The sequence below is a fragment of the Pectinatus cerevisiiphilus genome (assembly GCF_004341685.1).
GTDB classification, from domain to species: Bacteria; Bacillota; Negativicutes; order Selenomonadales; family Selenomonadaceae; genus Pectinatus; species Pectinatus cerevisiiphilus.
Window position 1 is genome coordinate 133,688 of sequence record NZ_SMAA01000001.1, and the last position, 13,481, is coordinate 147,168.

14 protein-coding genes are annotated in these 13,481 nt (G+C 33.4%); all 14 read left to right on the forward strand.

Going from position 1 to position 13,481, the window contains the following annotated elements; all coding sequences use genetic code 11:
* Positions 1 to 66: 66 nt before the first annotated feature.
* The 14 genes from EDC37_RS00600 to dapA all read left to right on the forward strand — a co-directional run bounded on the left by EDC37_RS00600 (position 67) and on the right by dapA (position 13,479).
* Positions 67 to 507: a PTS sugar transporter subunit IIA gene (locus tag EDC37_RS00600; protein WP_132546928.1), complete on the forward strand. Its 441-nt coding sequence runs from the start codon at positions 67 to 69 to the stop codon at positions 505 to 507.
* Between the two features lie 212 nt (positions 508 to 719).
* The gene (locus EDC37_RS00605) at positions 720 to 1,787 is read left to right on the forward strand and encodes a galactitol-1-phosphate 5-dehydrogenase (RefSeq protein ID WP_231040015.1); all 1,068 of its coding nucleotides are present in this window, start codon (positions 720 to 722) and stop codon (positions 1,785 to 1,787) included.
* Positions 1,788 to 1,815: 28 nt separating this feature from the next.
* Positions 1,816 to 3,753, forward strand: a complete 1,938-nt coding sequence (locus EDC37_RS00610) for a BglG family transcription antiterminator (protein WP_132546929.1) — start codon at positions 1,816 to 1,818, stop codon at positions 3,751 to 3,753.
* 26 nt (positions 3,754 to 3,779) lie between these two features.
* Positions 3,780 to 4,253, forward strand: a complete 474-nt coding sequence (locus EDC37_RS00615) for a PTS sugar transporter subunit IIA (protein WP_132546930.1) — start codon at positions 3,780 to 3,782, stop codon at positions 4,251 to 4,253.
* A gap of 38 nt (positions 4,254 to 4,291) precedes the next feature.
* On the forward strand, positions 4,292 to 4,570 hold the full coding sequence (gatB, locus tag EDC37_RS00620) for a PTS galactitol transporter subunit IIB (protein ID WP_132546931.1): 279 nt from the start codon (positions 4,292 to 4,294) through the stop codon (positions 4,568 to 4,570).
* 16 nt (positions 4,571 to 4,586) lie between these two features.
* Positions 4,587 to 5,942, forward strand: a complete 1,356-nt coding sequence (locus EDC37_RS00625) for a PTS galactitol transporter subunit IIC (protein WP_132546932.1) — start codon at positions 4,587 to 4,589, stop codon at positions 5,940 to 5,942.
* A 76-nt stretch (positions 5,943 to 6,018) separates the two neighbouring features.
* Positions 6,019 to 6,870, forward strand: coding sequence for a tagatose bisphosphate family class II aldolase (locus tag EDC37_RS00630; protein WP_132546933.1), 852 nt, complete (start codon positions 6,019 to 6,021; stop codon positions 6,868 to 6,870).
* 15 nt (positions 6,871 to 6,885) lie between these two features.
* The gene (locus tag EDC37_RS00635; RefSeq protein ID WP_132546934.1) at positions 6,886 to 7,815 is read left to right on the forward strand and encodes a 1-phosphofructokinase family hexose kinase; all 930 of its coding nucleotides are present in this window, start codon (positions 6,886 to 6,888) and stop codon (positions 7,813 to 7,815) included.
* Positions 7,816 to 8,055: 240 nt separating this feature from the next.
* A complete protein-coding gene (locus EDC37_RS00640) occupies positions 8,056 to 10,011 on the forward strand; it encodes a BglG family transcription antiterminator (RefSeq protein ID WP_231040016.1) in 1,956 nt (651 codons plus the stop codon).
* Between the two features lie 21 nt (positions 10,012 to 10,032).
* A complete protein-coding gene (locus tag EDC37_RS00645) occupies positions 10,033 to 10,476 on the forward strand; it encodes a PTS sugar transporter subunit IIA (RefSeq protein WP_132546935.1) in 444 nt (147 codons plus the stop codon).
* A gap of 23 nt (positions 10,477 to 10,499) precedes the next feature.
* The gene (locus tag EDC37_RS00650) at positions 10,500 to 10,787 is read left to right on the forward strand and encodes a PTS sugar transporter subunit IIB (RefSeq protein ID WP_132546936.1); all 288 of its coding nucleotides are present in this window, start codon (positions 10,500 to 10,502) and stop codon (positions 10,785 to 10,787) included.
* 31 nt (positions 10,788 to 10,818) lie between these two features.
* Entirely contained in the window at positions 10,819 to 12,081 is a 1,263-nt protein-coding gene (locus tag EDC37_RS00655; protein ID WP_132546937.1) for a PTS ascorbate transporter subunit IIC, read from the forward strand.
* A gap of 40 nt (positions 12,082 to 12,121) precedes the next feature.
* A complete protein-coding gene (locus tag EDC37_RS00660) occupies positions 12,122 to 12,751 on the forward strand; it encodes an SIS domain-containing protein (RefSeq protein ID WP_132546938.1) in 630 nt (209 codons plus the stop codon).
* On the forward strand, positions 12,748 to 13,479 hold the full coding sequence (gene dapA, locus EDC37_RS00665; protein ID WP_243642149.1) for a 4-hydroxy-tetrahydrodipicolinate synthase: 732 nt from the start codon (positions 12,748 to 12,750) through the stop codon (positions 13,477 to 13,479). Before EDC37_RS00660 ends, dapA begins: the two co-directional genes overlap by 4 nt.
* Positions 13,480 to 13,481 lie beyond the last annotated feature (2 nt).

Sequence of the window (13,481 nt, forward strand, 5' to 3'; positions counted from 1 at the left end):
GTAGGGTCAGTCATAGGTGCGTTAGTATACGGAATAACGAGAGGAAAACCGGAATAGGAGAATAAAATGAATTTATTTGACGAAAAAACAATAAATCTTACACTAAAGGCAAGAAACAAAGAAGAAGCTATAGATGAAATTATAAATATGTTGTTTGCAGATAATATAATTAATGATAAGGATAAATATAAAGAAGCTATTTTAAAAAGAGAAAAAGATGCCACAACAGGGATTGGTTTTGGTATAGCTATTCCACACGCTAAAACAGATGCTGTTAATAAATCCCGTGTTGCAGTGGCAATTTCTCGTGATGGGGTAGATTTCGATAGTGCAGATAATAATTTGGCAAATTTGATTTTTATGATAGCAGTTCCAGAAGATGCTAATGATGAACATTTGCGGATATTGGCAAAATTATCAAGAAAACTTATTAATCCAGTTTTTCGTGAACAGTTAATTACGGCAAAGGATAAACAGAGTATTTTGCAATATTTAGCCCAGATATAAAACCAAATATTATTAAATTGTAGCTATAAAATTAAAAGAGGCTGTTGAGCATAAATTGTAATATGCGTACAGGCTCTTTTTTTAGTGCGGTAATTTTATGTATTGCAAACAAAAAGTTTCCTAGCTGAGTAGAAATATACGAACTATGTTGATGGTCATATTTTTGGTATAGTAAAAATATAGATAAAGACATAATGCAAGGAGGAGTAAAATTGTTTCAAGAAAAAATTCCTGCACAAATGAAGGCATTGGTCGTAGAAGGACCACAAAAATTGATATATAAAGATGTACCGGTGCCTCGAATAAATGCAGATGAAGTTTTAGTTCGAGTGAAAGCTTGTGGTATATGTGGGTCAGATATTGCAAGAGTTAGAGATGGTGGGGTACATTTTTTCCCGATAATAGTAGGTCATGAATTTTCCGGCGTAGTGGTCCAAACAGGTAATAACGTAAAAAATGTTTCACTGGGAGATCATGTATCAGCAGCACCGTTACTGCCATGTGGTAGTTGTGAAAGTTGTTTAAGTGGACATCCGGCGATGTGTAATAGTTATTCTTTTATCGGTTCGCGGCAAAATGGGGCAATGGCTGAATATGTAGCGGTTCCCAGTAAGAATATTTTGCAATTGCCCAAAGATATGGAATTTGATAAAGCTGCATGTATCGAACCACTGACGGTAGCAATTCATGGAGTCGAAAGAGCTGGATTACTGAGGAGTGGAAGTAGTGCGGTGGTTTATGGCTGCGGAACAATTGGTGTGCTTACAGTGCAATGTTTACTGGCGAAAGGAATAAAAAAAATAATTGCAATAGATATTGATGAGCATAAACTGCAGTTAGTAAAAAATATGGGTGTTAATGATATTATTAATTCTAGCAAGATAGATGTTGAAAAGTATTTCCAAGAAGAAGGGAAAGCTGATTATGTTTATGAAACTGCCGGAGTTAATTCTTTACAGTCACAAATTTTGAAATTGGTCAAGAAAAATGGAAGAGTAGTATATATAGGGACAGCACAAAAAGATGTTACTATACCTGCAAAATCATTTGAGCTCATACTTCGGGGTGAATTAAATGTAACCGGTTCTTGGATGAGTTATTCTTCTCCGTTTCCAGGTAAGGAGTGGCGTGCTGCAATTGAGTATTTAAATTCAGAAATAGTAGATGTCAGTAAAATTATTACACATCGATTTCCACTCGAAGCAGGATATGAAGCATTTTTAACTATGCTTGATAAAGATAAAAGACCACTTAAAGTTATGTACTGCCTACCCAATTAATTGATGATAAAAGCTGATTGAGGGATATATGATGTTTACGCAGCGGCAACAAAAAATTTTGAGATTATTGGAAAAATATAAGAATATAACCAGCGACGAATTAGGAAGACTTATTGGCGTTTCTTCCAAAACGGTACGTATGGATATAAAAAAAATAATACCAACGCTTAAAAAAAATGTGGCACGAGTAAATATATCTACTCGTGTAGGATATAGTTTAGAAATAATAAATAGAGAGCTTTTCGTGCGATTATTGGACGAAAATCAAGGAAATGCGTTAGATGCCAGCGGTAGAGCAAAGTATATAATACACAAACTGCTTATTAATGCTTTGGAAAATAAAACAATATGCCAACAGGAATTAGCCGATGATCTTTATGTGGGGATATCAACATTAAAAATTAGCTTAAAAGATGTGGTTAAGAAATTAGCAAAATATAATTTGGCTATAATAACTTATAAAAATAAAGGTATGCGAATCAAAGGTAATGAGAATCAAATTAGATATTGTATTTCTGAATATGTTTTTAGAATGGAAGACAAAAATGATAAAACAGATGATCTCTATAAACAGTTGTTTAGTGATATAGATATCGCAATTATTAAAAATATAATTATAAAAGTTACTTCTTCTTATGAAATTATGTTTACAGATAGCTCCTTGAAAAATCTACTTGTTCATATTTTAATCACAATAAAGCGCACATTGTCCGGTTATAGTGCCTCATATACTTTGCAGGAAAGTACAAAAATAGAAAAATGTAAAGAATTTTTGGTGGCAAGATCAATATTTGTAGAAATATACAGACAACTGCAAATTGATATTGCGACCGATGAAATTTATTATCTGACACAGCATCTTATTGCTAGTAAAAAATATAATGATGTTAATGGGCAGTCATCTGGATATGCAGGAGAATTGGTACGTGCGATGTTGGAACGGGTATGCTTGGTTGCCGGAATGAATTTTACGCAGGATAAAAATTTAATAAGATGGCTTAAAGTACATTTGGAAGCGGTTATCCCGCGAATGAGATTTCGCATGAATATAAGAAATGAAATATTGGATGTTATAAAAAATGAATATCCATTAGCTTTTCAAATAGCTATAATCGCCAGTAAAGTTATAGAAGAACGTGAAAAAATTGTAGTGAATGAAAATGAAATTGGTTATATTGCTATACATTTTGGAGCAGCACTGACTCGCATGGATGCAAGAAACAATAACAGGAAAAAGGCATTAATAATTTGTGGTGGAGGAATAGGTACTGCAGTATTATTAAAGGCTAGGATTGAGGAGTATTTTAAAGACCTTATAACGATAGTAAAAACAGTACCGGGATATAAACTCAAAACAAAAGACTGTAATGATATTGATATAATTTTTACAACGATGCCTTTATCTTATATAAAGAACATAGATGATAGTCAAAGAGAAAAATTAATTTATGTACAAAATCTCTTAAATGATAAAGAAAGGACACTCATACAACAAAAATTTTTTAATCCTGCTGAAGTATATAAAACTAATATTGAAAAATTTTTTCGTGAGGATTGTTATAACATAGGAGGAAATTTTAAAGGGAAAAATGATGTTTTGGAATATTTAACAACACAATTAAAAAATAAAAAATTAATAGATGATTTAACTTGCCAATCAGTATTTGAAAGAGAGAATACATCACCTACAGAGATTAGTAATTTAGTGGCTGTTCCACATCCTATGGTTAATAATGCTACGGTTTCTTCTATTGCGGTATTGATTCTTGATAAACCTATTCTTTGGGTAGAAGAAAATGTACAGGTAATATTTTTAATAAGTATAGCCAAGCCTGAGTTTTGCTTGTGGGAACCGATATTTTTGAAATTATTTGAATATCTTGTTAAAGAAAATGGTGTGAAGGAGATGATAAGTGGACAGAGCTATACGGAGTTTATAAAAATAATTAAACAAAAATTCGATTAAAACAATCAGGGGGGCTGGTTTTATACATGCTCAAAGAAGAGTTTTTTAATGAAAAGATTATATGTCTTGATGTTGAAGCCAATAATAATGAAGAAGTTATGAAAAAATTAGGGCAAATGCTTATAAAAAATAAATATATAGATGCATCTTATGTACAAAGTGTTATTTTACGAGAAAAAAGTTTTCCTACAGGTTTGGCTTTAGCAAATACGGGAATTGCAATACCACACGCTACTCCTGAAAATAATGTATTTAAGAATGGGATGGCAGCTGTTCGTCTGAAGACTCCAGTTCAATTTAATTCTATGGAAGATCCTGAAAAAAAAATAGATGCTAATTTGGTATTCATGTTAGCTTTATCTGAAGTTGGAGAACATCTTGGTATATTAAAAAGGCTTTTTACTATGTTTCAGAATGAGGAGCTGGTAAAAAAATTACAAAAAAGCAATGATAAAGAAACTTTTTTTAAGGTATTAGCAAATAGTTTAATGGATAAGTGAGTTAGGTATTTAATTATAATAAAAGGAGTTAAAGTAAAATGAAAAAGATTATTGTGGCTTGCGGTGGTGCTGTAGCAACTTCAACTGTGGCAGCAGATGCAATTAAGGAATTATGCGAAAAAAATGGAATATCAGCTGAAGTCATCCAGATGCGTATTATTGAGATAGAAAATAATTTGGACGGGATTGATTTAGTAGTTACAACTATGAAGATAGTACCTAATTTTGATATACCATATGTCAATGGTATGCCGTTTTTAACTGGTATAAATAAAGAGGAAACGGAAAAAAGGATTTTATCGTATATAAAAGACTAAGAAAGGTGGAGGCGACATGGATTTCATTTTACAAATAGTTCAGTATTTTGTGAATTTAGGACCAGCAGTTATGCTACCAATTATTATTTTTATAGTATCCTTGATTTTAGGACAGTCATTTGGAAAGTCTATAAAAAGTGGTATTTCTATTGGGATAGGTTTTGTCGGCATTGGTCTTGTAATCGGATTAATGCTTAATAATTTAGCACCAGCTGCTAAAGCGATGTCTCAAAATTTTGGGATAAGTATGAGTTTAATTGATATTGGTTGGCCAGGTTCATCGCCGATGACGTGGGCAAGTAGAATAGCATTGGTAGCCATACCGGTGGCAATTATTGTAAATATTATAATGCTGGCGTTGAGGTTTACGCGTGTTGTAAATATTGATATATGGAATATTTGGCATTTCGCGTTTACTGGTGCCATTGTGGATATAGCAACAGGCAGCTATACTCTGGGAATAATTGCGGTAGCCGTGCATGCGGCATTTGCTTATAAAATTGGTGACTGGTTTGCTCCTGTTGTTGAAAATTACTTTGGTTTGGAAGGAATTGCAATGCCTCATGGTACGACTGGTTGGTTTGCACCAATTTCGGTTTTTGTAGATGGAATAATGGACAGAATACCAGTTGTTAGAGATATTGATATAAATCCTAAACATTTGAAAAATAAATTTGGTATTTTATGTGACCCGGCTGTTATGGGCGGAATAATGGGTGTTATTATAGGAATTTTGGCGGGCTACGATGTTCAGCAGATTTTGACATTAGGAATACAAATGGCAGCTGTAATCGTCTTAATGCCGGTAGTTGTCAAGTATATTATGGGAGGATTAATTCCCGTATCTGAAGTCGCAAGGACAAAATTGCAAAAGAAATTTAAGAACTCTAAATTTTATATTGGTTTAGATTGTGCACTGTTATTAGGAGATCCCGTCGTAGTTACAGCATCGCTTTTATTTATACCATTGACGATTCTTATAGCGGCCATTGTTCCAGGGAATCAAATACTGCCATTTGGTGATTTACCGACAATTGGTTTTTTTATAGCGATGGCAGTAGGGGTACACAAAGGCAATTTGTTTAGAACATTAATTACAGGATCAATTGTTATGTTTATGGCTATATGGATATCTAACCAGATGATTGGTTTTCATACAATTCTTGCGGCTAATGCAGGACAATTGACTAATTCGGCAGCTCGAGTAGCTTCTTTGGACCAAGGGGGAAGTCCTGTAACTTATATAATAACTCAAGTATTAGATATGACAAATGTTGCAGGTTTTGCAGCAATAGGGTTGTTTTATCTTATATGTGTAATTTGTACAATAGTTTGGTCTAAAAAACAGTATAAGATGCTTAATAATAAATGAGGCATCTTATAAATTTAAATGTAGTTTTGGAAGTTAAAGGCATGTACCGTAATTGTATATAATTTAGGAGAAATAAATGATTTTATCAACAAGAGAAATGTTACTGAAAGCACAAAAAGAACATTATGCTGTACCGGCATTCAATATTCATAATATGGAAACATTACAAGTAGTTGCACAAACAGCAGCAGAAATGAGATCACCTTTGATTATAGCAGCTACACCATCGACAGTGGGATATGCCGGTGCAGACTATATTGTAGCGATGGCACAGGTAGCTGCACAAAAAGCAAATATACCAATTGCAGTTCATCTTGATCATTTTGAAGATATAGAGCAAATAAAAAGGGCTATCGACGTTGGTGTTAAATCATGCATGATTGATGCATCTAAGTTACCTTTTACAGAAAATATAAATAAAACGGTAGCAACAGTGGCATATGCGCATCGTTATGATGCTGTTGTAGAAGCTGAATTAGGGAAACTTATTGGCATAGAAGATCAAGTGGTAGTCAGTTCTAAAGAGGCTGTTTATACTGAACCAGATGATGCAGTAGCTTTTGTTGCAGCCACGAAAATAGATTCTCTGGCAGTAGCTATTGGGACTGCGCATGGATTGTATAAAGGAGTACCTAAACTTGATTTTGCACGTTTGCAGAAGATTCGTGAGAAAGTGGATATTCCTTTAGTATTGCATGGTGCCTCCGATGTACCAGATGAAATGGTAGAAAAGGCTATAAGTTTAGGAATTTGCAAAGTTAATATAGCAACCGATTTAAAAATTCCTTTTTCCGCCGCCGTTAAAAAATATTTTGTGGAAAATCCGTCAGCAAATGATCCACGAAAATATATGACACCAGGGAAAGAAGCAATGAAGGCTGTGGTTAAACATAAAATAAAAGTCTGTGGTAGTGCTGATAGATATTGAAGATGGTGATAAATATTGATTTTAGTAATAAGCTTAAACTCATCAATGGACAAAATATATACTGTTAAGAACTTGCTTTACGGTGGTGTAGCACGTGCAGATAGTGTAAATAATACTGCCGGTGGAAAAGGGATACATGTAGCTAATGTAATAACAAATATAGGTGAAGAGTGTCTTTTAACCGGTTTTGTCGGTGGTAAAACAGGGGAGTTTATACAAAAGCGTCTCAATGAGAGAAAGATAGAACATGAATTTGTTTGCGTAGAGACTGAAACACGTACTTGTATTAATATAATGACACCTGACGGGAAACAAACAGAAATTTTAGAACCGGGATCTTTTATAGAACAGGCACAGCAGCAGCTTTTTTTAAGAAAATATAAGCAGCTTCTTCAAAGGGCAGAAGTAGTAGTTGCCTCAGGGAGTTTACCTGTTAATGTAAGTAGTGATTTTTACGGAGTGCTGGGAAGTTTTGCTAATGAGGCGGGTAAAAAGTTCTTATTAGATACAAGCGGAGATGCGTTGCAAAAAAGTATTTTTTGTAAACCGTATTTAGTTAAACCTAATTTAGCTGAAGCAGAAAAATTTACTGGGTGTTCAATAAAAGATGTATATACTGCGGCAAAGGCTGTTCACGCACTTCAGAGAAATGTCACTGTACCGGTTATATCTATGGGAAAAGACGGGGCTGTTATTAGTTATGAAAATAATGTATATCATGTGCTTCCACCACAGATTCCTTTGGTAAATGCTGTGGGGTCAGGGGATGCTTTTGTGGCAGGAATGGCGATAGGTTTTTATCGTAAAGATAGTATAGAAAATATAATTAGGCTTGCTTGCGCGTGTGGCACGGCCAATGCGATGGAGGCCGAAAGCGGGTGTGTAAAAAAAGCAAATGTTGAAAAGTTGTTGGAAAAAATTGTAATAAAAAAATTGAATATATAATATAGAGAAAATGAACGACTTTTCTAGAAAAATCATTTTTTATGCAAACCGTCAGACTGGTATGATAAATTAGTCTGGCGGTTTTTGGTGTATGATAAAACGAGTGAAAATAATTTCCAAGCCTATAAAGTTTGGAAATTATTTTTTTATTATACTTCCACAATATGTGGAAGTATAATGTCTAGGTTGTGATGAGTGATATAGATTATAATGAATTTAAAGGAAGGGAGGTGATCTATTTTGGTAATTGATACACAAAATAAACGTATAATAAAAATTCTAAAAATGTTTACGCATAATAATAATAATCAGAGTGTAAGTAGTGCCAATATTGCCGCTTTGTTAGGCGTCAGTTCAAAAACTATAAGAAATGACATTAAAGAATGCAATACTTTTTTAAAGAAGTATGGTGCTGTTTTTCTTGCAGAGCCAAGTGTCGGTTATGTATTGAAAATTAATGATGAAAAAAAATTCATGTCCTTCAAAAAGAGCCAATGTTTTAATGAATGTTCTGGTTGGAAAAAACAGAATATTATTCCTTCTGAATATAATGATCGTGTTTCTTTTATAATTAAAGAATTACTCATTAATGCCTTATATAGAAAAAGTATTACCGAAACAGAATTAGCAGATGAATTATACATTAGTTTGTCTACCTTGAAAAAATATATTAAAGATATTAAAAAGAGTCTATATAGATTTAATATTGAACTTGTTGCGGATAATACTGGTATTAGTTTGAAAGGGAAGGAAGAACGAATAAGGTATTGTATTTCTGAATATGTTTTTAATAGTAATGATTTGGTAGATCTAGAAAAAAATGCATTTTATAAGGAAATGTTTACTTCAATCAAAACAGATGATGTAAAAAAAATACTGTTTGATAATATTCAAAAATATAATATCCATTTGACGGACATTGCTTTTAAAAACTTGCTAGTACATATCATTATTACAATGAAGCGTGTCGGAAGTAAAAATACAACCGATTATGAAAAAGAAGAAATGGAGCTGTTGGAAAAGTCAATATATTTTGCTGCTGCCTATAATATTGTGACAGATATCTGCACAATATTGAATGTAGATATAAAAAATGAAGTTTATTACTTAACACAGCATTTTATTTCTAGTAAAAAATTGATGATTAATGATGATACAAATGGTAAAGATATACATAAAATTCTCGTTAAGCAAATAATACAAAAAATTAATGCCAAGATGGGAATAGATTTTTCTGAAGATAATGAACTTATTTCTGGATTGATAATTCATTTGGGGGCGGCAATAACACGATTAAGATTTAATATGAATATTCGCAATGAAATATTGGCTTCAATAAAAAAAGGGTGTCCCTTAGCGTTTGAAATGGCCATTGTTGCTGGAAACATACTAGAAATAAATGAAAAATTGCAAATGAATGAAAATGAGTTGGGCTTTTTAGCAATTCATTTTGGGGCAGCTTTAGAACGTAAAAAAATGTTTACGTGCCCACCAATCACCGCGATAATTGTTTGTGCTACAGGTCTTTCGACAGCAATGTTTGTAAAAAGTAAATTACAGCGTCGTTTTGGTAAGACTTTAAAAATCATTAAGGTTATTCCTTTATATGAACTGACAGAGCAATTGATTGATGGAGTGAATTTCATATTTACTACAGTACCAATAAGCAGTATAAAATCCACCAAGATCATTCAAGTAGAGCCAATTTTAACGGAAAATGACATGGATAAAATTGAAGAAAAGCTTATTAATGATGACAATGAAAATGCTGAAGATATATTTTTTCATGAAGATCTGTTCTTTCCAGCTTTACAAGCTGATGATAAATATGAAATCTTAGAAAAATTGACAACAGTCATGTTAAAAAAAGGCTATATTGATGAAAAAGTAAAAGCTTCTGTGTTCATTCGTGAAAAATTATCTTCTACGGAATTGGGTGGTCTGGTTGCCATACCGCATGCATTGGAAAATTATAGAGATCAGTCGATAGTTGCGGTAGCCGTATTGGTAAAACCAATTGTTTGGGATAAAGAAAAGGTTCAAGTAGTGTTTTTATTGAGCATACCCAAGAACAAATGTAAAAGCTGGGAGCCAATATTTGAACGATTATATAATTATTTCATAAGTGAATTTGGGGTAAATGACTTAATTAAAAATCCTACTTTTAATGTATTGATGGAGAAAATAAAACGGTAAACAAAAGAGAGGTTAATAATAATGCTGAAGGATCTGACTAATGAAAAATTGGTCTGCTTAAATATTGAGGCGCGTGACTGGAAAGAAGCAATTTATAAATCGGCAGAGCCTTTATTATTGGCCGGGAAAATAAAGAAGAGTTATATTGAGGCAATTATAAATACTATTGAAGAAACCGGGCCGTATATAGTAATCACAAAAAATGTAGCATTACCTCATGCAAGAGCCGAATACGGTGCAATAGAAAGTGCCATTGGTATTGCCACATTAAAAAAACCTGTATGTTTTGGAAGTGAAGAAAACGATCCAGTTAAGTATATATTTTGTTTGAGTGCCCATGATAATACAAGTCATTTAATGGCATTGGCTGATTTGACTGCTTTGCTGGAAAGAAAAGATTTTTATAAAATGTTGGATCAAGCACAATCAGCTAGTGAAATTATTAGTTATATTAATAATCTGTGATCATAAAAAGAAAGGTGATAAAAATGGAATTCAAAGGGTTAGTTGCATGTCGCGCAGGGGTCGGGTCAAGTTTAATGCTTAAGATTAAGTTAAATCAAGTGATAAGTGAACAAAAGCTGCCAATCAAAATAGAACATGGTTCACTTGATGCTATTGCTGGATTTAATGGTTCTCTAATTATTACATTAAGTGATGTAGCCAAAGAATTAGAGGTAAAGAAACTTCCTCAAGAAATTATTGGAATAAATAATATTATGGATAAAAAGGAAATATTAGAAAAATTAAAGACGTTTATAGCGAAAAATGGATAAATAAAATAATTTATGTTAATGGAGGAACAGTATGGATTTTTTAGTCAGTTTGTTGAGTAATCCAGCCATTCTCTTAGGGTTAGTAGCTTTTGTAGGTCTTCTTGCACAAAAGAAATCAGGAACAGAAGTAATTACGGGGTCAACAAAAACAGCTATAGGCTTTTTAATCTTTGGCATAGGCGCAGGGACTATGACATCGGCCCTACAACAATTTAATACAATGTTTCAGGCAGGATTTCATATAACAGGGGTTATTGCTTCGCCGGAGGCAGCTACAGCAATGGCTCAAAGTACGTATGGTTTTGTAACATCATCTATTCTCATTTTGGGCTTTATTATGAACTTAGTTTTTGCACGGTTAACACCTTTTAAAAATGTATTTTTTACTGGTGGACATAGCTTGTTTTTTGCGTGTGTGCTGGGATTACTTTTAAAATTTCATGGATTTAGTGATGGAATAGCAATTGCTATTGGTGGGATTCTTTTAGGCTTTTGCTCAGCTTTTTTGCCGCAACTATGTCAACCTTTTATGCGCAAAATGACAGGGCACGATGAACAAGCTATAGGCCATTTTAATATGCTGGCTTATGCACTATCGGGATATATAGGCAAAATATTTTTTTCGAAATGGGAAAAATACAGTACTGAAGATATTAAATTTCCTAAATGGTTATCCTTTTTCCGTGATTTCCTTATGGGATGCGCTACTGTAATGACCATATTGTTTTATGTTTCGGCATTGTTTGCAGGCCCAGCAGTAGTAGGAAAATTAGCAGGTTCTGTGCATTGGTTAGTATTTCCAGGAATATTGGCATTACAATTTACTGCTGGTATGTCAGTATTAATGACAGGCGTAAGAATGTTTTTAGGGGAAATAACAGCAGCTTTTGTAGCTATTTCTGAAAAATTTATTCCTGGCTCCAGACCAGCACTTGATGTTCCGACAGTATTTCCATATGCACCTACAGCCGTTATTGTTGGATTTATTTGTTCATATGCAGCAGGGTTAGTTGCGATTGCAGTCATGATAGTTTTTAAATTTTCTGTCGTTATTATTCCTGCCGCCCATATTTGCTTTTTTTCTGGGGGGACAGCTGGTGTTTTTGGTAATTCCTTCGGAGGTTGGCGGGGAGCAGTAATAGGTTCTTTTGTTGTAGGTTTGTTGTTGGCATTTTTACCGTGCGTTTTATATCCTTTATATGGTGAAATGGGTGTGCTTGGTTCTACCTTCCCAAATGTCGATTACAATATTGTAGGTATGATTTTGAATAGTGTCTTAAATATATTTCAATAATTGAATGGATAGAATTTACATTAATAAAGGAGTATGTGGTATGCAGTCTAATGAATATGATAATTTAAATATGCTTAATAAATATTTGAATACATCTATGAATGAGTTGCAAAGATTTGTGGACAAGTTAAATAAAGATGGGCTCCAAAAGGCATTGCAATTGATTTTGAAGGCAGAGTGCAACCATCATCGGATACATGTTACTGGGATTGGCAAACCGGCACATGTCGCAGGGTATATTGCTTCACTTTTTTCTTCAATAGGAACGCCAACTTATGAATTGAGTGGCATCGAAGCCGTTCATGGTTCATCCGGGCAGGTAATGCCAGGAGATGTTGTTATAGCGATAAGTAACAGTGGAGAAACAAAAGAATTGCAATACACGGTGCAAACATTAAAAAATAATGGGGCACAGATTATTGCGGTCACAGGAAATCCTTCTTCATGGCTGGCCACTGAATCAGAAATATGCCTTTTTGCTGGAGTGAACTATGAAGGGGATTCTTTGAATAAACCGCCAAGAACATCCATTTTGGCTGAAATAATTTTATTGCAATGTTTAAGTGTGATGTTGCAACAGGCAAAAAATCTAACGATTGATACGTATGTAAAATGGCATCCAGGTGGTGCAATAGGTAAATCTATAAATGAAACTAAGGTGAGAGTATGAAAAGCACGCTTTTAAATGGGATTATTTGTGCGATGGTAACTCCTTTTGATGATCAACAAAAAATTAATTTAGAAGCAACGAAAAATTTAATTGAACAATTACTACAAAATAAAATTAATGGTATTTTTATTTTAGGTACAAATGGTGAATTTCATGTTATGAGTAATGAAGAGAAGCTTTCTTTTGCTGATTTTGTTGTGCAGACGGTAAAGCATAAAGTGCCGGTTTTTGTTGGTACAGGAAGTAACAGCACTCAAGAAACTATTGAACTTTCACAAAAGATGGAGAAAATTGGTGTAGATGCGTTATCAATAATTACACCTTTTTTAGTACCTATAACACAGAATGAATTAGTTGAGCATTATAAAAGAATTGCCGCTAGTGTTTCTATACCAGTTATTTTATATAATATACCAAAAAATACAGGAATTAGTATAGCAGTGGAAAGTGTAACAAAATTGGCACAAGTCAAGAACATCATAGGTATAAAAGACAGCAGTGGTAATATAGATAACATTATAAATTATATACAGGTAACAAAGGAATATGATTTCTCAGTTCTCTCTGGATCGGATTCCTTGATATTAAAAGCATTAAAAGCAGGGGCAACAGGTGCTATCGCTTCAACAAGTAATTTATTGAGTAAGATTGATGTAGGTATATATAATGATTTTTGTATTGGTAATATGGAAGAAGCTGAAAAAAACAACAGTCAATTGAACAGTTGAGA